The organism is Paucibacter sp. PLA-PC-4, from assembly GCF_026241155.1.
GTDB lineage: Bacteria > Pseudomonadota > Gammaproteobacteria > Burkholderiales > Burkholderiaceae_C > Roseateles_E.
The window spans coordinates 113,451-136,720 of sequence record NZ_JAPFGP010000003.1 but is presented as its reverse complement, the minus strand read 5'-3'; the positions used below and the strand labels follow the sequence as shown (position 1 = coordinate 136,720).

Below are 23,270 nucleotides of genomic sequence, written 5' to 3'. Positions count from 1 at the left end.
AGGCCTTATTCGATGACGAACAAAGGCTGGCCGAATTCCACCGGTTGGCCGTTCTCGACCAGGATCTTGGTGACCGTGCCGCTCTTGTCGGCGTCGATCTCGTTCATGATCTTCATCGCCTCGATGATGCAGATCGGCTCGCCTTCCTTGATCTGCTGGCCGAGTTCGGCAAAGGACTTGGCATTGGGGCTGGAGGCGCGGTAGAAAGTGCCGACCATCGGTGACTTGACGATATGGCCGGTCTCGACCGCCGGCGCCGGCGCGGCGGCCGGGGCTGCAGCGGCCGCTGGGGCGGCGGGCGCGGCAGCAGCGGGGGCCACGGCGGGGGCTGCCACCAGCGGCGCGGCGACCGAACCGTCGGACTTGACGATGCGCACTTTGCCGTCGGCCTCGGTGATTTCAAGTTCAGAAATATTCGACTCGGACACCAGGTCGATCAGGGTCTTGAGCTTGCGCAGATCCATAAGGCTTCTCCAACAGAGATGATGATTGTTATGTTTCAGTGTGCGGCCGCTGCTGCGGCGCGCCGATGACGGGCTTGATCAGCCCGCCCCCTCCGACTTGCTCTTCAATGCCGTCAGCACGTACTGCAGGGCCAGTTGATAGCCCTGGGCACCCAGCCCGCAGATCACGCCGTCGGCGAGTGCAGAGAAAAAACTGTGGTGCCGGAAAGGTTCGCGCTTGTGGATGTTCGACAGATGTACTTCAACGAAAGGCACCGCCACGGCCGCCAGCGCATCGCGCATGGCTACGCTGGTGTGCGTGTAGGCCGCCGGGTTGATGATGATGAAGCGGCAACCATCGCGGCCCGCTGCCTGGATGCGGTCGACCAAGGCACCCTCGTGGTTGCTTTGGAAGGATTCCAGCTTGACGCCAGCTTCCGTTGCGATCTCTGCGAGATCAGCATCTATCTGGGCCAAAGTCCGCGAGCCATAAACCCCAGGCTCCCGGCTGCCCAGAAGATTGAGATTGGGTCCGTGAAGTACAAGAATCTGCATCTGCAGCGTGCCTCAGGCATTAGAGCTTGGACACTAGAAGCGATAAAGGCTGGACTTTACGCTTTTTAGAGTCTGTTCAAGACAGCTGGCTAAAAATATATCGCTTGACCTGACTCCGCGCTTGGGCTTGCCCACTCAGGTCTGACTGCGCCCCAGTTCGCGCAATTCTGCCAGATCGGTCGCACCCAGCTTGCGCCAGAATGGCTCGCCTGAAGCATCGAAAGCTACGCTGAAGGGCAGTCCGCCTTGCAGATTGCCCAGTGTGCGGGCCAGCTCGGTGCCGGTCAATCCGGCGAGGCCAATGGTGAAACTTACCGGCAGCTTCTTCAAGAACTCGCGCACAGGCGTCGGAGCATCGACCGCCAGCCCGACCAATTGCCAGCCCGGATGCTCGCGCGCGAACTGGTCAAGCTCGGGCATTTCCTTGACACAAGGCGCGCACCAGGTGGCCCAGAAATTCAGCAGCAGCGGCTTGCCCCGCAGGCTGCTGGCCTGCAGGAGACCACCCTCGGGGCGCTCGAAGCTCGATGACCAAAAAGTGTTGGCGGCGGCTGAAACGGGTTCGGGGCGATTACCGCGCAGCCCATAGCCGACGCCGAGCGCCGCGGCGCTCAGGCCAGCGGCGCCGATCAGCAGCCGCCTCTTGTTGATCGAGGTCAAGACGAGTCCTCCTTGAGCAGTTTGCGCAAAGCGCCTAGATCGCCGCGTTCGCTGCGGCCCTTGGCGTCGGGTTTGAGTGCGCCGCGCACATCATCGAAATCCAGAATGCTCAGCGCCACCGTGACACTTTCGCCCAGTGTTTTGCAGGGGGCTGCAAGCGTCAACACATCGATGGGTTGGCCACGCGGGCCCGTGATCGAGCCGACTTCGTAGTCGACGCGCCAGTTCAGCAGAGCGATCTCGGCCGACTTGCTGTCGTCGCAGAACAGTTGCAGATGAATATTGGACAGCCGGGTGGCCGTGCCCCGCCAGACCGCGCCGCACAGATAGGGCCGGAACTCGGCCAGCCGCTCCATCCACAGCGCCGCCAGCTCACGCAGCGCGGCCAGCTCGGCCGGTTGCGTATCGGCGCAGAATAGGGCCAGATAGTCGCGCACCTGCTCTTCCAGCTCGTCATTGCCTGGCAGGGCGGTGCGTTTGGGCAGGCCCAGAACTTTCAGCGCGCGCTGCTTGGCCGGCCCATATTCCAGCCCCTCCTCGACCACAAGCCGGGCGGCGGTGGCGGCGATCTCCTGACTCAGACTGCTGAATTCGTCCATTGTTTGGGCTTCAATCGGGCAGCTCGACCGCGCCCATGCGTGCCGCTATCGTCGCAGCTCGCGAAAGCACATAGGGCGAGGCGGGGCGTTTTTCGAAACGCTTGGGCGCCGGCAGCATCACCGCCAGCCGGGCAGCCTGGCCGGCGGACAGCCGGGCTGCATCGACGCGGAAATAGTGGCGCGCGGCGGCCTGGGCGCCGAACACGCCCTCGCCCCATTCAACATTGTTCAAATAGATGGTCAGGATGCGCTGCTTACTCAGCAGGCCCTCCAGCATCAGGGTTAATACCAGCTCCTGGCCCTTGCGCAGCAGATCGCGTTCGCCGCTGAGGAACAGATTCTTGGCCAGCTGCTGGGTGATCGTTGAGCCGCCTACGATCTTTGGCTTGGGCGCCGAGCGGCCGCGCTGCTCGGCGCGCTCGACCCGGGCCTCGGCCTTCTGGTTGCGCTCCCAGGCTTTTTCCAGCGCGTCCCAGTCCACGCCGGCATGCTCGGCAAAGCCGGCGTCCTCGCTGGCAATCACCGCGCGGCGCAGGTTCTTGGACAGATCGGCCTCATCCACCCACTGCTGGCTCCACAAGACCTGCCCCTTCTCGCTGGCCAGACGCCAGATCTCCGAGCGCTGGAAACTGGTCGACTGCGGGTCCAGCACATTCATCAAGAGGATGCGAGCGGCGAAGTAAAGCTGCAGGGCCAGCAGGCCCAGCAGCAACAGGGCTAGCAGCCGGGTGAATTTGCCCATCATGGGGCGGCTGCCATCTGTGCGCGCAGCGCGGCCAGCACCGGCGCAGTGTCTGGGCGCTGCCCGCGCCAGATCAAAAAGGACTCGCCGGCCTGCTCGACCAGCATGCCCAGGCCGTCGCGGCCCGCGAAACCATGGGCAGCTGCCCAGTCCAGAAAGTCCTGGGCGGCTGGCCCATACATCATATCCATCGCCAGCGCGCCGGGCTTGAGCACGGCGGCCGACACCGGCACCGCCGCGCCGCCCAAGCTGGCGCTGGTGCCGTTGATCAGCAGGTCGAAGCCGCCCGCGTTCCCGCAGCCGTCCAGCCCGCTGGCGGCCAGGCGAACGCCATGCTGAGTGGCCCAGGCGGCATGGCTGTCGACCAGCGCCTGAGCCTTGTCGGTCGAACGGTTGGCCAGATGAATTTCGGCCGGCCGCGCCGCGATCAGGCTGCCCAGCACGCCGGCCGAGGCGCCACCAGCGCCCAGCAGCAGCACGCGCTGCCCCTTCAGCGGCCGTGCCGCGTTGTGCTCGATATCTCGCACCAGGCCCAGACCGTCGCTGTTGTCGCCGAACCAGCCGCCTTGCTCGTCGGTGTCGAAGCGCAGCACATTGACCGCGCCGGCTAGCGCCGCACGTGGGCTGCGCCGCGCCGCTAGGTCATGGGCCTCGAATTTGAAGGGCACGGTCACATTGCAGCCGCGTCCGCCTGACGCAGCAAATCCACGCAGGCTGGCTTCGAAGCCGTCCAAGGGGCACAGCAGGCGTTCATAGATCAGGCGCTCGCCGGTCTGGGCGGCGAACATCGCATGAATGTCCGGCGAGCGGCTGTGGGCGACCGGATTGCCGGCTACCGCATAACGGTCGGTGGGTGCAGTACTCATGGTTGGGCAGACAAGGTGGTTTCCAGGCCGTCCTCGCGGGTGAAACGAAAACGCGATGTGATCACAAGCACCTCGGCGCCCTGACGCATCGCGGCGCTGAAGGTGCCGAAGGGACCAGCGGCGCGCACGATGGCCACCGCACGCCGGTCCAACACCGCGTTGCCGGAGGACGCAACGATATCGGTCTCGATCACGCGGCCGCGCAAGTCCACATGGATGTTCAGCGTCAGCTCGCCATAGAGCTTCTTGCCTCGATGCTCGGGGAAGTCGCGCGTGCCGCGCGCCTCGATGCGCCGGCGCAGTTGGTCGTAATACTGGGCATAGACGACCTCGCGGGTGGCCGGGCTGATGTAGCGCTTCTTGGGCCGGGCATTCTCGTCATTGACCCGTTTCTCGATCTCTGCCAGCAGCTGGATCAGGCGGCGGCGTTTCTCTGCCTGCTCGATCGCCTCGGGCTTGCTTTGGTCGCGCTGCGGGTCAGGCGGCGGCAGTAGGGCCAGCGCGCGTCGCAACTGGGCCAGCAGCTGTTGCTGCTGCTCCTGCAGCTGTGCAATCTGGGCGCGCTGCAGCTCGGCACTGTCGCCGCTCTCGGGCTGGCGAGAAGGCGGCAGCGGCGAGGTGGCGCGGCCGAAGTCGGCCTCGCCGCCGCCGGCCAGATTGGCCTGGGCCAGCGCCTGGGCCTTGACGGGGGCCTCGTTGCCGCGGCTGTTGACCAACACTACCTCCAGCGGCGTGTCGCGGAAGATGCGATCAAAGCCCTCCGGATCGGCGATGCGCAGGGTCAGCAGGCCGCCATGCAGGCCTACGGACAGCAGCAGCGCAATCTGCAGATTGGAGAGCCGCAGCGCCATCGTCAGGGGCTGCTGGCCTCGATGGCGGCGGCCTCGCCTTCGGTCGGCGTCAGATCGATGGCCAGGGTCAGCGCGCCGGCCGGTTCTTCGTCCTCATCTTCGGCTTCGGGCTGCTCGGCCGTCTCGGCCACATCATCGAGTCGAGCCAGTAAATTGGCATGCACGTCCAGAGTCATCTCGTCCAGGCCGGTGATGCGCACCCGCACATGGGCGCCACGCGGCAGGGCCTCGCAGCCCAGGGTCTTGAAGACCAGGGGCAGATCGTCGGCGCGCACCAAACCGTCCTTCATTACCGCCGCGTTCAGCTCGGTGATGCCTTGCTGCTGCAGATAGCGCAGGGTCCAGAAGCGCTCGATGCCGCTCTGGAAGCCGTTGTAGGCGCTGTAGGCGGCGTCAAAGCCCGAGATGATGGAAAACAGCTGCGCGTCCTTGGGCTTGAACGGGGCCACCAGCGCGGCCGTGCGGCCGTGGCGGGCGCAGGCAATGATCTGCCATTGGTTGACCAGATCCACATAGCGGCGCAGCGGCGAGGTGGCCCAGGTGTATTGCGCCACGCCCATACCGGCATGGGGTTGAGCCCGCGTGCCCATGCGCACCTTGACTCCCGGAGCCATGCTGGCCTGGCTGCGGTAGATGCCAGGCAGGCCCAGTTCATGCAGCCAGCCGCCCCAGGTCGAGTTAGCGAGGATCATCGCCTCGGCGACGATCAGATCCAGCGCCGAGCCGCGCTGCCGGGTCGTGATGCTGACCTGCTCGCTGCCGTCTGGCTCATGGCCGGTACTGCTGTCGAGGCGGAAGTTGTAGTCGGGCCGGTTGAAGTTCTCCGGTTTTCCGCGCACGACTTCGCGCTGCGCCTTCAGCACCTTGGCCAGGCGCATACACAGCGCCAGTTCGGCCGCGAAAGCGTAGTCGGCTGGGGCTTCGCCGTTCAGCGAGGCCTCGGTGATGATGCCGTCGAGCTTGTCGTGGCGCAGATTGGCCACGATGGGCACGCGTTCGAGCTTGGTCTCGCTGCGCTTGACCGCCAGCGTCGCCTCGTCGAGCGTGAAGTAAATGGATACCGCCGGGCAGTCCCGTCCTTCGATCAGCGTGTAGGCCTGCACCACCTCGTCGGGCAGCATGGTCAGCTTCCAGCCCGGCATATAGACGGTGGATAGGCGCTCGCGCGCCACCTTGTCGACGGCCGAGTCCGGCTGGAAGGCAAGGCCCGGCGCGGCGATATGCACGCCGAAGATCACCTCGCCCGTGCCCAGGCCCTGGACCGACAGCGCATCGTCGATCTCCGTGGTGGCCGAGTCGTCGATCGAGAAGGCTTGCACCGCGGCCAGCGGCAACTCGTCCTTGATTTGCGGGGCCTGCAGCGCCGGGAAGCCCACGCCCTTGGGGAATTGCTCGAACAAGAAGCGCTTCCAGTGGAACTGATAGGGGCTGGAGATCGCGCCGGCATCCTTCAGCAGATCCAGAGGCGCCTTGTGGGCGCGCCGCGTGGCTTCGACCACAGCCTTGTATTCGGGGCCGTTCTTGTCGGGTTTGAACAGGATCTTGTAGATCTGTTCCTTGATCGGCGCCGGGCACTGGCCAGCGGCCAGCTCCTCGGCCCAGGCCTCGATCTGCAGCGCCTGCTGGCGCTTGCGCTCGATGCCCAAGAGGGCAGCCTTGACGATGTCCTCAGGCGCTTTCTTGAACTGGCCCTTGCCGGCACGGCGGAAGTAGTGCGGCGCTTCGAACAGGCGAAACAGCGCCGCCGCCTGGTGGGTGATGCCGGCTTTGGCGTCGAAATAGTCGCGCGCCAGGTCTGCAAAGCCGAACTCGGCCTCGGGCGCAAACTCCCAGGCCAGATCGAGATCGATCTCCTGCGCCAGCCGCTGGCCCTCGGCGATCAGCTCGGCCGGGACCGGTTTTTCGAACTTCAGCAGCACATTGGCTGACTTCACTTTGACGCGCTTGCCGGACTCCAACTCGATCTGCATCGAGCTATCGGCTTCGGACATCACGCGGCCGGCGAGGAATTTTCCGGCTTCATCGAACAGAGCAAACATAGGGGGATTGTCACCGATGCGGCAGCGGCTGCGGCTGCGAGCGCCGGCAGATCACCCCGGGGCCTCAGGGCCGGGCAGCTTGCCGGGGCAGCCACTCGACGCGGGTGCGGCGCACCAGCTCCTGGTAGCTGATAGGCCGGGAGGCCTGTTCGTCGTCGCGGTTGGCCTGCCAATGGGCCCAGGCCTGCCCGGTGTGGCTGTCATACACCAGCTTGAACAGATGGCTGGGCACGCGCACGCCGTTGGGGCCGATGCGCGGGCTGCTATTGGCGAATACCGGCGCGGTGATCACATAGACATCACCGGCGGCGCGCTGCACATACTTGCGAGTGTCCTGTTCGATCTTGGCCCAGGCGCCCGAGTTGTGGCGTATCGCCTGGGGCACCATATTGGCCAGAGAGAAGGATTGCGCCATCGCATCCTCGGTGGCCATATCGCCGGACGGGGCCAGATGGCCGCGCGAGTAACCGGAGCGTTTGTAGTCCTCCAGCTCCGCACGTTCCAGGCGCGGCAGCCGAGCATCTGCAAAGAAGCGGTCAGACTTCTGCCGCTTTACCCCGCCCAGGGCCTTGCTATTGAGCCGTTGCGCCACAAAGACCGGGGTCTTGCTGTCGCCGCTGTGCAGCACCGCGAAGCCGTTGAAGCAAAGCTCACGCTGGCGCGGGGCCCGCGGCACCGCTGGCGCTTGCTGCCCGGCGAAGAAAGCCCGGCAACTGCTAAAGGAAGTCGGGAGCTTGGCGAGCTCGGCGGTAGGGTAGGCGCTGGCCTGGGCGGCGCACGCCAGCAGGACCCAGCACAGGCTGCTGGGCCGACGAAGCAAGAACATCACGCAAGGAAGGGGGACGGTGGAGAAAAAGCCGTCGAAGGCCGACGGCGTTGAGGGGAGGGCAGAACGCAGGCCGAATTTACACCGTCATCCCGCCTGAAACCTCCAGCACCGCGCCATTGACATAGCTGGCCTCGTCACTGGCCAGGAAGGCGTAGACGTTGGCGATTTCCTCGGGCTTGCCCAGACGTTTGAGCGGCACATGGGCTTGCATCTGCTCGATGACCTTGTCGGGAATGGTCGACAGGATGGGCGTTTCGATGAAGCCCGGCGCGACCGCGTTGACCCGCACGCCCTTGGGTCCCAACTCGCGGGCCCAGGTCTTGGTGAAGCCGATCACGCCGAACTTGGCCGCGGCGTAGTTGGTCTGGCCGAAGTTGCCATAGATACCCACGACCGAGCTGGCGTTCAGGATCACGCCCGAGCCCTGTGCACACATGATGTCGGCGACCGCCTGGGCGCAGTGGAACACCCCGCGCAGATTGACATCGATCACCGCGTCGAACTGGGCCAGCGTCATCTTCTGCAGCCGCGCGTCCTTGGTGATGCCGGCGTTGTTGACCAGTACATCAATGCGGCCGAAGGACTCAAGCACCGACGCCACCATCAGGTCCACCGATACGCGGTCGGTCACGTCGACGATGTGGCCCTGGGCCGTGCCGCCGCCGGCCTCGCAGGCCTGGACCGCCGCCGCCACGCCCTCGGGCTTGAGATCGCAGACGATGACGGTGGCGCCTTCGCGGGCGAATTTCAGCGCGGTGGCCAGGCCGATGCCCTGGGCGGCGCCGGTGATGATGGCAATCTTGTTCTGAAGTCTCATAGATGGAGGAAGTCGCTCAGTTCGTGGAGGTAGTCGTCGAAATCGGACAGGCCGTGGTCACTGCCTTCCAGCAGCTTGATGCGGCAGCCGGCGTAGCGCTGATGCATCTCGCGCCAGTCCAGCAGCTCATCGCCCTTGGCGATCACTGCCAGATAGCGCGACGGATGGTTCAGCTCACCGGGCGCGAGGGCGCGCAACTCGTCGACGAATTCGGGCTTGAAGTAAAACAGCTGGCTCGGGTCCTGCCAGCAGACCTGTTCTCCCAGGTAGCTCGCCAGATCTCGCGCCGGATCGACCGCCGGATTCAGCAGCACGGCCGGGCATCCCAGGCGCTGGGCCAGCACCGTGGCATAGAAGCCGCCCAGCGAGCTGCCCATCAAAGCCATGGATTCGCGAGGCCAGCCGGCCACCAGTGCCTCTGCCAGAGCCAGTGCCTCGGATGGAGAGGGCGGCAGCTGCGGGCAGGCGAAGACCAGATCGGGTCGGTGCTCGGCCACCCAGGACGCCATACGCTGGGCCTTGGCCGAGCGTGGCGAGGAGCGAAAGCCATGCAGATAGAGCAGGTGAGTGGTGATCTTGGCTTCGGGCAACATGGCGGCGAAGTCTAGCGATTTGCGTCGCCGCAACTGTCCGCTGCGCGTCTTTGCGGTCCATTTGTGCGATTCTCGCCCGAATCCATGCGATGAAGCACGGTTTCCGAAGGCCGGCTGGCGTTCTGCCGCATTGACTGCGGACGGGCGTCAAGAGACAGTTGCCGACTTTCCTATTTCTCTGCCTATCAACCCCGCTGGCCGTGGGGGCCCACCGGCCCCGGCCGGCCGCCAGTGAGTGCCGAATGAGTGTTGCGAAGAAGTCTGTGAATAAGCCCGCGCCCACCAGGCGCGAGGGCCTGGGCCTGTCGGCGGTGGCTGCCGCCATCGTCTTGCTGAGCGGTTGCGCCAGCCTTGAGACTCCGAAGACGGCTGCCCCAGCGCCTGCTGCGACGACCGCGGCCCCGGCCGCCACACCGAACTTCCCCGGCGCCGCCGCCAGCGCGCCGGCCGGGACTGCAGCCGCTGCCAAGCCGCCGGTAGACCCGAGCGCGCCCAAGCCCTTCGCCGAGGTCAGCAAAGGCGCCACCCAGCAGGACGGCTTGTTCCCGATCTGGCGCAAGGACGACAAGGTCTGGATCGAGATCCCGAAGGCGATGCTCAACAAGCCGGTGTTGTTCACCGTCAATATCGCCAACTCGGTCGGCGAGCGCGGCCTCTATGCCAGCCAGATGGGCTCGGACTGGATGGCCGAGTTCCGCCTGGTCGGCAAGCAAGTGCAGTTGATCGCACTGAACACCAAGTTCCGTGCGGTGGCCGAGCAGGGCTCCAAGCGCGCCATTGAGCAAGCCTTCTCGCCCAGCCTCTTGGGCTCCGGCGCGGTGGCCAGCGCCGAGCATCCTGAGCGCAAATCGGTGCTGGTCGATGCCGGCTTCCTGCTCAGCGACATTCCGGGCTACTCGACCCGGCTGGAGATGGCCTACCGCCTGCCCTATGCGATCGACCGCGCGAACTCCTCGATCGAAAGCAGCCGTGCCGAGGCGGCGCTGTCGACGCTGACCGCCCGCATCCACTTCGCGACGCCGCGCATCCCCGCACCGCCGCTGGTGCCCGCGCCCAGCCCAGTGCCGCCGCCGACGCCGCCGCAGTCCACGCCGGACCCGCGCAGCTTCTTCGTCGACTATGTCTACAGCTTCGCTGCCCTGCCCGAAACGCCCATGGCGGTGCGCCATGCCGACCCGCGTCTGGGCCACTTCATGGAATCCTTCACCGACCTGGGCGGCGATCTGAAGGCCAACCCGCGCCTGCACTATGTGCAGCGCTGGCGCCTGGAAAAGCAGGACCCGACTGCCGCGCTGTCAGAGCCGGTCAAACCCATCACGTTCTGGATGGACAAGAACATCCCGGTCAGGTACCGGCCGGCGGTCGAGGCCGGCATTGTTGAATGGAACAAGGCCTTCGAGAAGATTGGCTTTAAGAATGCCGTGGTTGCCAAGCAGCAGCCCGACGATGCCAACTGGGACAATATGGACGCCGGCCATGCGTCAATCCGCTGGTTTGTCGGCGCGGATGTCGGTTTCGCGATTGGCCCCAGCCACACCGACCCGCGCAGCGGCGAGATTCTGGATGCCGACATCGGCATGAGCGATGTGTTCGCGCGCGGCTCGCGCCGCATGATTGTCGAAGACGTCGGCCTGTCGAGCGAGCAGCGTTTGGCCCAGCTAAGCCAGAACTGGCAGGGGCTGCAGGTGGGCGAGGCGCCGGCCCAGTGCCACTACGCGCAGGAGGCCGCCGCCGAGATGAACTTCGCGCTGGACCTACTCGAAGCGCGCGGAGATATCGCGCCCGACAGCCCCGAGGCCGAGGCCTTTGTGCAGGCGGTGATCAAGGACACCATCATGCATGAGGTGGGTCACACACTGGGCCTGAAGCACAACTTCAAGGCATCGACGACCATCACCCGCGAGCAGCTCAAGGACAAGGCCTTGACTGAGGCCAAGGGCATCTCTGGCTCGGTGATGGATTACAACGCCTACAACCTCGCGCTCAAGGGCGAGACCCAGGCCGCGTTCAACAACAGCACGCTGGGCGCTTACGACTACTGGGCCATCGAGTACGCCTACAAGCCGATCGCGCCGGAGCAGGAGAAAGCCGAGCTGGCACGCATCGCCGCTCGCAGCACCGAGCCCGCCCTGGCGTATGCCGACGATGCCGATGCCGGTGGCTTCGGCCCGTATGACGGCCTGGACCCGATGGCCAATCGCTTCGATCTCGGCGACGACCCGCTGGCCTACTACAAGAAGCGCCTGCAGCTCTCGCAGGAGCTGTGGACCCGCGTGCAAGACCGTAAGCCCGAGGCCGGCGACGACCCGCTGCGCCAGCGCCGCGCGCTGCTGGCCGGCTTCAACCAGCTCTACCGTGCGGCCGAGCTGGTGGGTAAGTATGTCGGCGGCATGCATGCGCTGCGCGATCTGCCCGGCAGCACCGGCCGCCCGGCCTTCCAGCCGGTCGAGCCGGCCAAGCAGCGTGAAGCCCTGCAGTTCTTGTCGACGGGGCTGTTCAGCGAAAGCAGCTTCCGCTTCCGTCCTGAGCTTCTGGCCAATCTGACCCTGGACTACAACGAGTGGGAGCGCGGCGTGCCGGTGAATCTCTCGGCCGCAGTCGCTCGCGTGCAGCTCGTGGCGCTGGATCGCCTGCTCAGCGCCAACACCGCGACCCGGCTGCTCGACACCCCGGCTTATCTGGCGCCGGCCCAGCGCAAGAACATGATCTCGCTCAATGAGGTCTATGCGACGGTGCAGGGCTCGGTCTGGAGCGAGCTCAAGAGCGGGGCCGAGATCGACCGGCTGCGCCGCAATCTGCAGCGTGAGCATCTGAAGCGCCTGCAGACACTGCTGACTCGGGGCTCGGCGAGCCTGCCGCCCGATGCGCTGAGCTTGCTGCGCTACAACGCGACCCGGCTGCAGGCCGAGCTGCGTCAGGCCTCGGGCAATGGTGCGTTGTCGGTCGAGAGTCGTGCCCACCTGGCCGAGAGCTTGGGCAGCTTGACTGAGGCCTTGCGCGCGACGATGACGCGCAGCTGAGCCGCCGCGGCCCGCCCCTCACAAAAGCCGGCCGCGTGCCGGCTTTTGTTTCCAAGGATTCACGCACGAAATTGCTCCAGATGACACGCTGCCACCATCCTCTGTCGGCCTTGCTGCTGGCCCTGCTGCTGAGCAGCGGCGTCAGCCTGGCCCAGACGCCGCCATCCGCCGCAACTGCGGCGGCCCCCAAGCCCTTCGCCGAGGTAATTGAGGGCGCCAGCCAGGACGCGGGCCTGTTCCCGCTTTGGCGCAAGGATGACAAGGTCTGGATCGAGGTGCCGAAGGCGGCGCTGAACAAGCCCTTTTTGTTCAGCGTCAACTTTTCCAACTCGGTCGGCGAGCGCGGTCTGTACGCCAGCCAGATGGGCCCGGCCTGGCTGGCCGAGTTCCGGCTGGTCGGCAAGCAACTGCAATTGTTCGCGCTGAATACCCAGTTCCGCGCGGTGGCCGATCAGGGTTCCCGGCGCGCCATCGAGCAGGCCTTCTCGCCAAGCCTGCTGGGTGCCGGCACGCTGGCTAGCGCCGAACACCCCGAGCGCAAGTCTGTGCTGGTCGACGCGGCCTTCCTGTTGTCCGACATCCCAGGCTACTCGACCAAAGTGGAGGCGGCCTACCGCCTGCCCTTCACGCTGGACCGCGCCAACTCTTTCATTGAGGCCGCGCGTGCCGACGCCGCCCTGTCCACGCTGACCGCCCGCATCCATTTCGCGACACCGCGCATCCCGGCACCGCCGCTGGCGGCCGGCCCGGCCCCGACGCCACCGCAGGCCACGCCCGACCCGCGCAGCTTCTTCGTCAGCTATGTCTACAGCTTCGCGGCCCTGCCCGAGACGCCGATGGCACCGCGCCTGGCCGATCCGCGCCTGGGCCATTTCAGCGACGCCTTCAGCGATCTGGGCGGTGACCTGAAGGCCAATCCGCGGCTGCACTACATCAAGCGCTGGCGGCTTGAGAAACAGGACGAGACGGCCGCGCTGTCGGAGCCGGTCAAGCCGATCACGTTCTGGCTGGACAAGAACATCCCGCTGAAATACCGCCCCGTGGTGGCCGAGGCCATCCTGGAATGGAACAAGGCCTTTGAGAAGATCGGTTTCAAGAACGCGCTGGTGGTCAAGCAGCAGCCCGATGATGCCGATTGGGACAATATGGACGCCGGCCATGCCTCGGTGCGCTGGTTTGTCGGCGCGGACATCGGCTTCAATATCGGACCGAGCCGCAGCGACCCGCGAAGCGGTGAGATTCTGGATGCCGACATCGGCCTGAGCGACGCCTTCGGTCGTGGCGCACGGCGCCAGATCGTCGACGATATTGGCCGCTACAGCCACCAGCACGCTGACGGCTCGGTCTGTATGGATGGCGAGTTCAGCGCTGCCGAGGCCGAGTTCGCGCTGGATCTGCTGGAAGCACGCGACGAGATCGCGCCCGACAGCCCCGAGGTGGAGGCCTTTGTGCGCAGCACTATCAAGGGCACGATGATGCACGAGGTAGGCCACACTCTCGGGCTCAAGCACAACTTCAAGGCCTCCACCGGCATTACTGCCGCACAGCTGCAGGACAAGGCCTTCACCGATGCCCACAGCATCTCCAACTCGGTGATGGAGTATGTGGCCGTCAATATCGCGCTCAAGGGCGAGCCCCAAGCCGGCTTCCACCGCTCGACCCTGGGACCTTACGACTATTGGGCCATTGAATACGCCTACAAGCCGCTGCCCAGGGAGGGCGAGGTGGCTGAGCTGGCGCGTATCGCCGCGCGCAGCACCGAGCCCGCGCTGGCCTATGGCGACGATATCGATGCCGGCACCAGCGGTCTGTACGACGGCATGGACCCGAGCGCCAATCGCTTTGACCTCAGCAACGACCCACTGGCCTACTACAAGAAGCGTCTGAAGCTTTCGCAGGAACTCTGGGCACGCGTGCAGGACCGTAAGCCTCTTCCTGGCGACGACCCGCTGCGCGCGCGCCGCTCGGTGCTCGCTGGCCTGACCCAGCTGGCCACCGTGGCCGAGCTCAGCGCCAAATACGTCGGCGGCATGACGGCATTGCGCGACCTGCCGGGCAGCACTGGCCGGCCCAGTTTCGCGCCAGTAGATCCGGCCAAGCAGCGCGAGGCCTTGCAGTTCCTAGCCAGCAGCATCTTCAGCGCCGACAGCTTTCGCTTCCGGCCCGAGTTCATGTCCAGCCTGGGCCTGGATTACAACGAACGCGATCTGCGCGGCCTGCCGCTGAGCATCCCTTCCTCGGTCGCCCGGGTGCAGCTGGGGGCGCTGGACCGCCTGCTGGGCGCACCGACGGCGCAGCGATTGCTTGATCTGCCGGCTTATGTGGCCGTTGAGCAGCGCCGGGGTCTTATTTCGCTCAGCGAGGTCTATGCGAGCTTGCAGGGCGCAATCTGGAGCGAACTCAAGAACGGCGCCGAGATCGACCGGCTGCGCCGCAACCTGCAGCGGGAGCATCTGAAGCGGGTACAGACCTTGCTGACGCGCGGCTCGCCCAGCCTGCCGCCCGACGCGCTGAGCCTGCTGCGCCATCACGCCACTCGGCTGCAGGTCCAGCTGCGCCAGGCTGCGGGCCGCAGCGGCCTGTCGGTCGAGAGCCGCGCTCATCTGGCCGAGAGTCTGAGCCTTCTGACGCAGGCGCTGAACGCGACGATGACGCGGGCCTGAGTTCGGCCGCGTCTTCAGGCAGTCTTCAGGCGGACATGCTCCAATCGCAGCGCTCATGAACATCCTGCTGCTCGAAGACGATCTGGACTTGGGGGACGCGGTGCGCCTGGCTTTCGAGGCCGAGGGCTACCGCGTGGTCTGGGTGCGGCGCCTGGCCGACGCGATCGCGGCGCTGCGCGGAGTCCTGCCCGACCTGCTGGTGCTGGATCTGGGGCTGCCCGATGGTGACGGCCATGAGCTACTGGCCTGGCTGAAGCAGGAGTCGGCGGCTGTGCCTGCTCTGATACTCAGTGCGCGCGACGGCCTGGATGAGCGTCTGCGCGGGCTGGACGGCGGCGCCGACGACTATCTCGTCAAGCCTTTTGCCTTGCAGGAACTGTTGTCCCGGGTGCGGGCGTTGGCACGGCGCAGCTATGGCCTGGATAGCGGACAGCTGAGCCTGCGCGGTCTGCTGCTGCACGAGGCCTCGATGCGGGCGACGGTGGATGGCCGGCTGCTGGAGCTCTCGCCCAGCGAGTTCCGTCTGCTTGCGGCTTTGCTTAAGCGGGCCGATCGGGTGCTGACCCGGCGCTTTCTGGAAGATCAGGTGCTGGCCGGCAGCGCGGCCGAGAGCAATGTGCTTGATGTGCATATCTCCAGCCTGCGTCGCAAGATCGGCGACGGCTATATCCGCACGATACGAGGCCTGGGCTATGTGATGGATCGTCAAAGCGTTGCGACCCGATGAAGGGCTGGTGGCGCCGGCTGGTCGAGCCCTCAGTGCTGCGCGGCCTGCTGCTGGCGCAGATCGCGCTGGTCAGCCTGGTCTGGCTGGGCCTGGTGCTGCTGGTGGTCCGGGAGAGCCAGCAGGAGACGGCGCTGCGCCAGTCGGTGCCGGCGATGGAGGCCCTGGTGGCGACGGCCGAGGCTCTGGTCGACCAGCCTGAGGCCTTGCACCGCGTGCTGGGCAAGGTCGATGAGTGGAACCGCATGGGGGGCGGCGAACAGGACGACCCGATGCTGCGCACCGGCATGCTGGTCTGGCGCGGCACGAGCCAGGTCTTCGCCACCGACGGCCTGCATCCCTCGCTGTATCAGCGCCATCCCGAGGGGCTCAAAGAAATCGAGATCGACGATGGCCGCTGGCAGGTGCTGACCGTGCACTCCAGCAGCGGCAGCAATGTCGCGATCAGCTTCATCTACCCCCACGGCATCATGGCAGTGATGGTGGCGCTGAACAGCCGCGGCTACCTGCTGTTGCCTCTGATCGTCAGCCTTCCGCTGCTGGTGCTGCCGGCCTGGTTGTCGGTGCGCTGGGCGCTGCGGCCCTGGCGCCGGCTTAGCGCCGAGGTGGCGCGGCGCGACGAGCAGGAGCTGTCGCCGATCACACTGCCGGCGCGCGAGCGCGAACTGCGGCCGCTGCTGGATTCCATCAACCGGCTGCTGGGCCGGTTGCGTGGGGCGCGCACGCGAGAGCGTCAGTTCGTGGCCGATGCAGCCCATGAGCTGCGCACGCCGCTCAGTGCGATGAGTCTGTATGCCGAATCGATGCAGCGTCTGGCGCTGCCGCCACCGGCTGCGCCGCTGCTTGACGGCATGCTGCGCAGCAGTGCCCGTGCCACGCGCCTGATCAACCAGCTTCTGACCTTGACGCGAAGCGAGGCCGAGGCGCAGGCGCCGGCCCGGCGCCTCGACTTGACGGCTCTGGTCGGCGAGGTGCTGGCCGAGACGGCCATCCTGGCCCAGGGGCGGCGCGTGCAAATGGACTGCGAGCTGCCGGACTCGCTCTGGCTGGATGGCCAGGCAGAGGGCCTGGGCTCGCTGTTCGGCAATCTGATCGAGAACGCGATCAAGTACAGCCCCGAGGGCGGGCGCGTCAGCTTGAGCTTGTGGCGCGAGGCGGGCGAGATCTGCGCCCGCCTGAGCGACCAGGGACCTGGCATCGCGCCTTCCTGGCGCGAGGCGGTGCTGCACCGCTTTGCGCGCATGCCCGACCAGAGCCAGGCCGGCAGCGGTCTGGGGCTGGCCATCGTGGCAAGCGTGCTGCAGACCCATGGCGGTAGGCTGGCACTGGAAGATGCGCCGGGCGGCGGGCTGTTGGTGCGCCTATGGCTGCCGGCGCCCTCGCGCGCTTGAGCACATCTCGGGCTCGGATCCGGCGATCGCTGCAGTCCTCAGGACGTCGACTGCTTGCTACGCTCCAGCCATTGGCGCGGCGACAGGCCCAGACGCTGGCTGAACAGACGCGACAGCGCCGGTGCGCTGGCGTAGCCCAGCTCGTCGGCGATCTGCTTGACCTGGCGGCCCTGGCGCAGCTGGGTCTGGGCGAGGCTGAGCCGCCAGCCGGCCAGATAGTCGGCCGGCGGCTGCCCGACCCCGGCTTTGAAGGCTGCGGCAAAGGAGCTGCGCGACATGCCGGCTTCGGCCGCCATCGCCGCCAGACTCCAGGGCTCACCGGGGCGCTCATGCAGGGCGACCAGCGCGCGGGCCAGGCGCGGGTCTGCCAATCCGCTCAGCAGGCCCGGGCTGATGCCGGCCTCGGCCGGATGATCGATCAGCCAGCGCAGCAACTGGATCAGCACCACCTCGAACAGCCGGTCGGCCAACAGGCGGTGGCCGCAGCGCAGCCGTTCAGCCTCGCTGAACAGCAGAGCCAGAGCTGGTTCTAGGCCCTCGACGCACGCCAGTGGCAACACGATCAGCGGCGGCAGTGCGCGCACCAGCGGGTTGTGGTCGCCGCCATCGAATTCCAGTTCGGCGCAGACGAAGTCAGAGCCGTCCTCGGGAGGGTTGCGAAACTCGTGTGTCAGCGGTCGTGGATAGAACAGCAGGGTTGGCTCGGTCACCAACAGCCGGCGAGGCAGCTCGGTGTGCTTCGCGCCGTGGCGCAGCTCCAGCTCGCCGCGCCGCATCACATGCAGGAAACCACGCCCCGGCTCGGCCGGGAAACGACTGATGCCGCACAGCGGGCCGTGGTGGAACAGCCGTGCCCGCACCTTGAACTGCTCCATCAGGCCGGACAGACGATCGAGCGGCAATCGATTCATGTCGGACGAAAAGGTATGTAGTTTGGACGATAGATGTCCAATGGTACGGCAAGGCCGCGCACACTGTCACCCAGCAGCTGCCAGATGCCTAGTCAAGACAAACCCGTTCACCGTTCCCCTACGAAAGGAAATCCATCATGTCCCGCATTGAACTGATCGATCCCGCCCAGACCAGCGGCGAGCGCAAGCTCGTGCTCGACCAGATCCACGGCGCCTTCGGTGCCACGCCCGCGATGTTCCGTGCCGTCGCCAACTCCACCGCCGCGCTGAAGAGCATGTGGGGCAGCTTCGGTGCCCTCGGCGCCGGTGTGATCCCTGCCAAACTGGGCGAGCAGATCGCCGTGGCGGTGGCCGACAGCAACGACTGCGAATACTGTCTGGCCGCCCACACCGCGCTGGGCCGCAGGGCCGGCGCGACGCCCGCCGAGATGGCCGCAGCGCAGCAAGGCGAGTCCACCGACCCCCAGACAGCTGCAGCGTTGCGCTTCGCGCTCAAGCTAGTCAAGGACCGTGCCCAGGTCAATGATGCCGATGTCCAGGCGCTGCGCGATGTCGGCTTCGACGACGGGCAGATCGTTGAGATCCTGGCCCATGTGGCACTGAACTTGTTCACCAACTACGTCAACGTGGCCTTCGCCGTGCCGGTCGATTTCCCGGCAGTCAAGCTGCGCCGCCAGGCCGCCTGATGATTCAACGGCCCCGCCGCCCTTGGTGGTGGGGCCATGGAGAGCCCTATGTTTGCGACCCCCCTCTTGTCTGTCTCCTCGCGCGACTTGCAGCCGGTCCCGCCGCTGCAGGTCGAGCAGTGGTTCAACACGCCACGGCCGATCGCGCTGCAAGAACTGCGCGGCCGTGTCGTCGCGCTACACGCCTTCTAGATGCTGTGCCCGGGCTGTGTGTCCCATGGGTTGCCGCAGGCTGCGCGCATGCATGAGCTGTTCCCTGCGGATCAACTGGCGGTGAACCTAGCATGTGTGCACGCTCCATGATCGGGAAGGCGACTACGCCAATCACGCCGAAGCGCAGGCCGACATCGCTGACTACATCACCAATTTCTATAACCCCGTGCGACTGCAGTCGACGCTGGGCTATCGATCCCCCAGCCAGTACGAGCAACAACGCGCTGCCGCCCATTGACTATCGAAGTTCCCTTATTGAACCGTCCGAAAAAGCTTGACCACGACAGTCTTTGCAATCATGGAAAGTTCAAGTCCAAGCCAAGCCTGGTGCCAACGCTGAAGGTGACGAGCAACAGGACGACGACCAACACCACAAACAACGCGGCGAGCTTCAGGCTCGTGCGAAGTACCGCACGCTGCGTCTCTGTCCCCTTCTTCTGTCCTTGGTCGTAGTGCCACTTGACCGCGTAGAACATGCCAATGCTCAGCACGCCGACCTTGAATGCGATGAAGACCGCTGGGACCCATTCCATGATTTCGATATGCCAGTAGCGTGCTTTCTCACGAGCCATGACTGTGCGCTGTATTGCACAAAAAATACAGGACCAGATTCTTGGAAAAGAGACCGGGTCAGATGGATGGCCATCGCCCTTTAGCGTCAGCTTTTGGTTTTCGATTTCGCTAGTTTGGCCGTCTGCTCAGGGTGTACGCCGTGAAAAGGCGGCACTCTCCAGTGGTTGCAAGCCCCGCCCGGCAACCGCTCCGGCCGGAAGTAACCGGAGCACGCATGGGGGTGACGAAAAGTCCGAAGCCTTCGGGCGCCCCTTGCCTCAATGCTGAGGGGTGAGCCTGATGCTCTCCAGTCTCCTGCCCATAGCAGTCATCCGCAGTTGCCGATGTCGTTAGGCGGTACCCGAGGCTATCGGGGAGTTGTCGCGCTTCGTTGGGGTTCCCCCCAGGCTTTTGCCGATACGTTTTGCGTGCTGGCAAGTTCATCTTCCACTTTCAGTGCATCTTGCAAGTCCTTATTTTTGAATGCATTTGCTCGCAAGAGAACTCGAACTTAAGAATGTAAGTACTTGATTTCATTGAGAAAACATCGAGTTTCACCTTGACCGATGGTGACTCGATGAGTAAAGTGGTGAAAAGTGCAATTTAGTGGGTCGCTGTGGCGAATTTTGTGTTTCAAGGGGCGAGCGCCTTGGCAATGGATGCCAAGGGGCGTTTGGCCGTCCCGACACGCCACCGCGAAGTGCTGCAGGCGCTGTGCGCCGGCCAGCTGACCATCACCAAGCATCCCGAGGGTTGCTTGATGGTGTTCCCGCGTCCTGCCTGGGAGAGCTTCCGCGACCGCATCGCCGCGCTGCCGATGGCGGCTTCAGGCTGGAAGCGCGTGTTTCTGGGCAATGCCCAGGACGTTGAGATCGATGGCGCCGCCCGCGTGCTGATCTCGCCGGAGCTGCGCGCGGCCGCCGGTCTGCAAAAGGACGTGATGCTGCTGGGCATGGGCAGTCATTTTGAACTCTGGGATGCCCAGGCCTACTCGGCCCACGAGGCGCAGGTGATGCAGTCCGAACTGCCGGACGCCCTCAAGGACTTCAGCTTCTAATGGACACCGCCACCCCCGAGTTCTCCCACACCACGGTGCTGCTGCATGAGACCGTCGATGCGGTGCTGACCTCGCCCGATGGCATCTATGTCGACGGCACCTATGGCCGCGGCGGCCACTCGCGTCTGCTGCTGTCCAGGCTCGGGGAGAGTGGGAGGCTGATCGCGATCGATCGCGATCTCGAAGCCATTGCGGCAGCCACCTCGGGCGATACGCGGGTCGATGACCCGCGTTTTTCCATCTGTCACTCGGCCTTTGCCGAGATGCGGGCACAGCTCGCGGCGCTGGGCGTCGAACAGGTGCAAGGCATTCTTTTGGATCTAGGGGTCTCCAGCCCGCAGATCGACAACCCCGAGCGCGGGTTCAGCTTCCGTTTCAGCGGACCGCTGGACATGCGCATGGACACCACCCGCGGCGAAAGTGCTGCGGATTTCCTGGCCCGCGCCGATGAGCGCCAGATTGCGGAGGTCATACGCAACTATGGGGAAGAACGGTTTGCTTCACAGATTGCAAAGGCGCTTGTTGCTCGCCGGGAAATCGGGAGTGCTGTTCGAAGCACCGACGAGCTTTCCAAGGTCGTGGCTGGCGCGGTCAAAACCCGCGAGCCGGGCCAGGACCCTGCAACGCGCACATTTCAAGCGCTTCGGATTCACGTCAACGCCGAGCTTGAGGAGCTCGAACAAGGGCTAAACGCGGCGCTGCGACTGCTGGCTCCCGGCGGCCGATTGGCGGTGATCAGCTTTCATTCGCTTGAAGATCGCATCGTCAAAAACTTCATCACTGCCCACAGCAAGGAAGTGTTCGACCGCCGCGCGCCGTTTGCCGAGCCTCAGGCGCTGGCGCTGACGGCGCTGGGTCGCATCAAGCCCAGCGAGACCGAGGTGCGCGCCAATCCGCGCTCGCGCTCGGCAATCTTGCGCGTGGCCGAACGCACCGAGGCGCCGCTGCCCATCGAGCATCAGCGCCACAAGGGAGGCAAACGATGAGCCGGCTGAACCTGCTGCTGCTCGTTGCTGTGCTGGTTAGCGGCATGCTGCTGGTTCGCAGCGCCTATGACTCGCGCCGCCTGTTTACTGCTCTGGACCGCTCGCAGGCCGAGGCTCGGCGCCTGGAGGCCGATAGCCAGCGGCTGCAGGCAGAGCGCCATGCGCAGGCGACCAATCTGCGTGTCGAGCAGGTGGCCCGCGAGCGCCTGCGCATGCAGACAATCACTCCGGCGCTGACCCAGGTGGTCGAGGGTGGCCGTGCCGCCGCTTCTGGGGTGCAGCGATGAGCTGGTGGCGCCCCGACACGGGCGGCGGCGCTCGCTCGCTCAACACCCGTAGCGTCAGCTATTCCAGCAGCCCGCTACTGGCGTCAAAGACGCCGCCCTGGCGTTCGCGCTTTCTGGTCGCACTGGTCGGGCTGGGCTTTGTTGGTTTGCTGGGGCGGGCCGTCTATGTGCAGTTCGTCGCGGCCGATTTCTATCAGCGCCAGGGCGAGGCCCGTTATGCCCATACGATGGAGCTGCCTGCCAGCCGCGGGCGCATTGTCGATCGCAAGGGTCAGGTGCTGGCCACCAGCGTCGCCGTGCCCTCGGTCTGGGCGATCCCCAAGGAGGTCGATGCCGACCCGGCCAAGCGCCGCGCGCTGGCCAAGATTCTCGGCATCAGTGCCAAGGAGCTGGAAAAAAAACTCGATCCGGCCACCCGTTTCGTCTGGCTCAAGCGCCAAGCCGATGATGACACCGCAGCCCAGATCAAGGCCCTGGCGCTGAAGGGCGTATTTCAGGACCGCGAGTACAAGCGCAAGTATCCGGAAGGTGAGGCCGCCGCCCATGTGGTGGGGTTCACCAATATCGAGGAACGCGGCCAGGAGGGCATCGAGCTTGCCTTCCAGAAGGATCTGCAGGGGCGTGACGGCTCGCGCTCGGTGGTGCGTGATCGGCTTGGCCGAGTCGTCGAGGACTTCGGCGAGAGCCTGCCTGCCGTCAACGGCCGCGACATCGATCTGTCGGTCGACTCCAAGGTGCAATTCTTCGCCTACCAGAGGGTGCGCGATGCGGTAGCCGAGCACAAGGCCAAGGCCGGCTCGGTGGTGGTGCTGGATGTGCAGACCGGCGAAGTCCTGGCCCTGGCCAACTACCCCAGCTACAACCCTGGTGATCGCAAGAACCTCAGCGGCGCCCAGTTGCGCAACCGCGCGCTGACTGACATCTTCGAGCCCGGCTCGACGATGAAGCCGTTTATCGCCGCGCTGGCGCTGGAGAGCGGCCGGGTGCGGCCCGAAACCATCATCAATGTCGCACCGCGCAGCGTCAACATCAGCGGCTGGTCGCCGACCGACGCCCATGTGTACGGCGACCTGACGGTGGCCGGCGTGATCCAGAAGTCCAGCAACATCGGCACGGTCAAGATGGCCATGCAGATGCCGGCGCGCGAGATGCACGAGATGTTCACCGCCATCGGCCTGGGCCAGCGCCCGCAGCTGGCCTTCCCCGGCGCGGTGACCGGCAAGCTGCGGCCCTACAAGAGCTGGCGCCCGATTGAGCAGGCGACGATGAGCTACGGTTACGGCCTGTCGGCCTCGCTGTTCCAGCTGGCGCGCGCCTACACGGTGTTCGCGCGCGATGGCGAGGTGCTGCCGGTCACGATGATCAAGCAGCCTGAGGGTGAGGTTGCCCACGGCATCAAGGTGTTCTCGCCCAAGACCGCACAGCAGGTGCGCGAGATGCTGCAGCTGGCGGCCGCGCCCGGCGGCACCGCGCCGATGGCCCAGGTCAGCGGCTACAGCGTCGGTGGCAAGTCAGGCACTGCGCACAAGCAAGAAGGCAAGGGCTATACCAACAAGTACCGCTCCTGGTTTGTCGGCATCGCGCCGATCTCCAAGCCCCGCATCGTCGTCGCGGTGATGCTGGACGAGCCCAGCACCGGCGTCTATTTCGGAGGCAGGGTGGCCGGTCCTGTATTCAGTCAGGTGGTGGCGCAAAGCCTGCGGCTGCTGAATGTGCCGCCCGATCTGGAGGTCAAACCGCAAATCATGGCCAAGCATGAGCTGGCCGTGGACGAGAGCTTCTGACC

23 protein-coding genes and 1 pseudogene are annotated in these 23,270 nt (G+C 65.5%); 11 read left to right on the top strand and 13 right to left on the bottom strand.

Features of this window, described 5'->3' with window-relative positions; genetic code table 11:
* Positions 1 to 5: 5 nt before the first annotated feature.
* From accB to OOZ63_RS05580, 11 genes are all read right to left on the bottom strand, one after another.
* Complete coding sequence (gene accB / locus OOZ63_RS05630; protein WP_266004441.1) at positions 6 to 464, bottom strand: acetyl-CoA carboxylase biotin carboxyl carrier protein; 459 nt, start codon at positions 462 to 464, stop codon at positions 6 to 8.
* A 78-nt stretch (positions 465 to 542) separates the two neighbouring features.
* Positions 543 to 998, bottom strand: a complete 456-nt coding sequence (gene aroQ, locus OOZ63_RS05625; protein ID WP_266004440.1) for a type II 3-dehydroquinate dehydratase — start codon at positions 996 to 998, stop codon at positions 543 to 545.
* 135 nt (positions 999 to 1,133) lie between these two features.
* Positions 1,134 to 1,658, bottom strand: a complete 525-nt coding sequence (locus tag OOZ63_RS05620; protein WP_266004439.1) for a TlpA family protein disulfide reductase — start codon at positions 1,656 to 1,658, stop codon at positions 1,134 to 1,136.
* Positions 1,655 to 2,257: a hypothetical protein gene (locus OOZ63_RS05615; protein ID WP_266004438.1), complete on the bottom strand. Its 603-nt coding sequence runs from the start codon at positions 2,255 to 2,257 to the stop codon at positions 1,655 to 1,657. The genes OOZ63_RS05620 and OOZ63_RS05615 overlap by 4 nt, the downstream gene beginning before the upstream one ends.
* Positions 2,258 to 2,267: 10 nt before the next feature.
* Positions 2,268 to 2,999 carry a monofunctional biosynthetic peptidoglycan transglycosylase gene (gene mtgA, locus OOZ63_RS05610; RefSeq protein WP_416234700.1) on the bottom strand — a complete coding sequence of 244 codons (732 nt, stop codon included), beginning with the start codon at positions 2,997 to 2,999 and terminating at the stop codon, positions 2,268 to 2,270.
* Positions 2,999 to 3,865 (bottom strand): shikimate dehydrogenase, encoded by an 867-nt coding sequence (gene aroE / locus OOZ63_RS05605; RefSeq protein ID WP_266004436.1) that lies wholly within the window; start codon positions 3,863 to 3,865, stop codon positions 2,999 to 3,001. Before aroE ends, mtgA begins: the two co-directional genes overlap by 1 nt.
* Complete coding sequence (locus OOZ63_RS05600) at positions 3,862 to 4,716, bottom strand: TonB family protein (RefSeq protein ID WP_266004434.1); 855 nt, start codon at positions 4,714 to 4,716, stop codon at positions 3,862 to 3,864. The genes aroE and OOZ63_RS05600 overlap by 4 nt, the downstream gene beginning before the upstream one ends.
* A gap of 2 nt (positions 4,717 to 4,718) precedes the next feature.
* Positions 4,719 to 6,755 carry a ribonuclease catalytic domain-containing protein gene (locus OOZ63_RS05595; protein ID WP_266004433.1) on the bottom strand — a complete coding sequence of 679 codons (2,037 nt, stop codon included), beginning with the start codon at positions 6,753 to 6,755 and terminating at the stop codon, positions 4,719 to 4,721.
* A 64-nt stretch (positions 6,756 to 6,819) separates the two neighbouring features.
* The gene (locus OOZ63_RS05590) at positions 6,820 to 7,581 is read right to left on the bottom strand and encodes a DNA/RNA non-specific endonuclease (protein WP_266004432.1); all 762 of its coding nucleotides are present in this window, start codon (positions 7,579 to 7,581) and stop codon (positions 6,820 to 6,822) included.
* Between the two features lie 79 nt (positions 7,582 to 7,660).
* Positions 7,661 to 8,401, bottom strand: a complete 741-nt coding sequence (fabG, locus tag OOZ63_RS05585) for a 3-oxoacyl-ACP reductase FabG (protein ID WP_266004431.1) — start codon at positions 8,399 to 8,401, stop codon at positions 7,661 to 7,663.
* Positions 8,398 to 8,994 (bottom strand): YqiA/YcfP family alpha/beta fold hydrolase, encoded by a 597-nt coding sequence (locus OOZ63_RS05580; protein ID WP_266004430.1) that lies wholly within the window; start codon positions 8,992 to 8,994, stop codon positions 8,398 to 8,400. The genes fabG and OOZ63_RS05580 overlap by 4 nt, the downstream gene beginning before the upstream one ends.
* A 242-nt stretch (positions 8,995 to 9,236) precedes the next feature.
* On the opposite strand from OOZ63_RS05580, the gene OOZ63_RS05575 reads away from it, so the two are divergent.
* The 4 genes from OOZ63_RS05575 to OOZ63_RS05560 all read left to right on the top strand — a co-directional run bounded on the left by OOZ63_RS05575 (position 9,237) and on the right by OOZ63_RS05560 (position 16,792).
* Positions 9,237 to 12,014 carry a zinc-dependent metalloprotease gene (locus OOZ63_RS05575; protein ID WP_266004429.1) on the top strand — a complete coding sequence of 926 codons (2,778 nt, stop codon included), beginning with the start codon at positions 9,237 to 9,239 and terminating at the stop codon, positions 12,012 to 12,014.
* Between the two features lie 80 nt (positions 12,015 to 12,094).
* On the top strand, positions 12,095 to 14,677 hold the full coding sequence (locus tag OOZ63_RS05570; protein ID WP_266004428.1) for a zinc-dependent metalloprotease: 2,583 nt from the start codon (positions 12,095 to 12,097) through the stop codon (positions 14,675 to 14,677).
* 55 nt (positions 14,678 to 14,732) lie between these two features.
* Positions 14,733 to 15,404 (top strand): response regulator transcription factor, encoded by a 672-nt coding sequence (locus OOZ63_RS05565; RefSeq protein ID WP_266004427.1) that lies wholly within the window; start codon positions 14,733 to 14,735, stop codon positions 15,402 to 15,404.
* Positions 15,401 to 16,792 carry a sensor histidine kinase gene (locus tag OOZ63_RS05560; protein ID WP_266004426.1) on the top strand — a complete coding sequence of 464 codons (1,392 nt, stop codon included), beginning with the start codon at positions 15,401 to 15,403 and terminating at the stop codon, positions 16,790 to 16,792. Before OOZ63_RS05565 ends, OOZ63_RS05560 begins: the two co-directional genes overlap by 4 nt.
* A 38-nt stretch (positions 16,793 to 16,830) precedes the next feature.
* Here OOZ63_RS05560 and OOZ63_RS05555 read toward each other — a convergent pair whose 3' ends face one another.
* The gene (locus OOZ63_RS05555) at positions 16,831 to 17,703 is read right to left on the bottom strand and encodes an AraC family transcriptional regulator (RefSeq protein ID WP_266004425.1); all 873 of its coding nucleotides are present in this window, start codon (positions 17,701 to 17,703) and stop codon (positions 16,831 to 16,833) included.
* 137 nt (positions 17,704 to 17,840) lie between these two features.
* Between OOZ63_RS05555 and OOZ63_RS05550 the strand changes: the two genes are divergently transcribed.
* The 3 genes and pseudogenes from OOZ63_RS05550 (at position 17,841) to OOZ63_RS05540 (ending at position 18,840) form a co-directional block, all read left to right on the top strand.
* Positions 17,841 to 18,389, top strand: a complete 549-nt coding sequence (locus tag OOZ63_RS05550; protein ID WP_266004424.1) for a carboxymuconolactone decarboxylase family protein — start codon at positions 17,841 to 17,843, stop codon at positions 18,387 to 18,389.
* Between the two features lie 48 nt (positions 18,390 to 18,437).
* A pseudogene (locus tag OOZ63_RS05545) lies at positions 18,438 to 18,665 on the top strand (hypothetical protein); the annotation flags it as partial.
* 10 nt (positions 18,666 to 18,675) lie between these two features.
* Positions 18,676 to 18,840: an IS3 family transposase gene (locus tag OOZ63_RS05540; protein WP_416234692.1), complete on the top strand. Its 165-nt coding sequence runs from the start codon at positions 18,676 to 18,678 to the stop codon at positions 18,838 to 18,840.
* Between the two features lie 58 nt (positions 18,841 to 18,898).
* Here the strand turns inward: OOZ63_RS05540 and OOZ63_RS05535 are convergent, their stop codons facing one another.
* Positions 18,899 to 19,174, bottom strand: a complete 276-nt coding sequence (locus tag OOZ63_RS05535; protein ID WP_266004423.1) for a hypothetical protein — start codon at positions 19,172 to 19,174, stop codon at positions 18,899 to 18,901.
* 608 nt (positions 19,175 to 19,782) lie between these two features.
* On the opposite strand from OOZ63_RS05535, the gene mraZ reads away from it, so the two are divergent.
* Genes mraZ through OOZ63_RS05515 form a run of 4 tightly spaced genes read left to right on the top strand, consistent with a single transcriptional unit; the run spans position 19,783 to position 23,268 of the window.
* Positions 19,783 to 20,211, top strand: coding sequence for a division/cell wall cluster transcriptional repressor MraZ (gene mraZ / locus OOZ63_RS05530; protein WP_266004422.1), 429 nt, complete (start codon positions 19,783 to 19,785; stop codon positions 20,209 to 20,211).
* Positions 20,211 to 21,197: a 16S rRNA (cytosine(1402)-N(4))-methyltransferase RsmH gene (gene rsmH, locus OOZ63_RS05525; protein ID WP_266004421.1), complete on the top strand. Its 987-nt coding sequence runs from the start codon at positions 20,211 to 20,213 to the stop codon at positions 21,195 to 21,197. Before mraZ ends, rsmH begins: the two co-directional genes overlap by 1 nt.
* The gene (ftsL, locus tag OOZ63_RS05520) at positions 21,194 to 21,484 is read left to right on the top strand and encodes a cell division protein FtsL (RefSeq protein ID WP_266004419.1); all 291 of its coding nucleotides are present in this window, start codon (positions 21,194 to 21,196) and stop codon (positions 21,482 to 21,484) included. The genes rsmH and ftsL overlap by 4 nt, the downstream gene beginning before the upstream one ends.
* Positions 21,481 to 23,268 carry a peptidoglycan D,D-transpeptidase FtsI family protein gene (locus OOZ63_RS05515; protein ID WP_266004418.1) on the top strand — a complete coding sequence of 596 codons (1,788 nt, stop codon included), beginning with the start codon at positions 21,481 to 21,483 and terminating at the stop codon, positions 23,266 to 23,268. The genes ftsL and OOZ63_RS05515 overlap by 4 nt, the downstream gene beginning before the upstream one ends.
* Positions 23,269 to 23,270 lie beyond the last annotated feature (2 nt).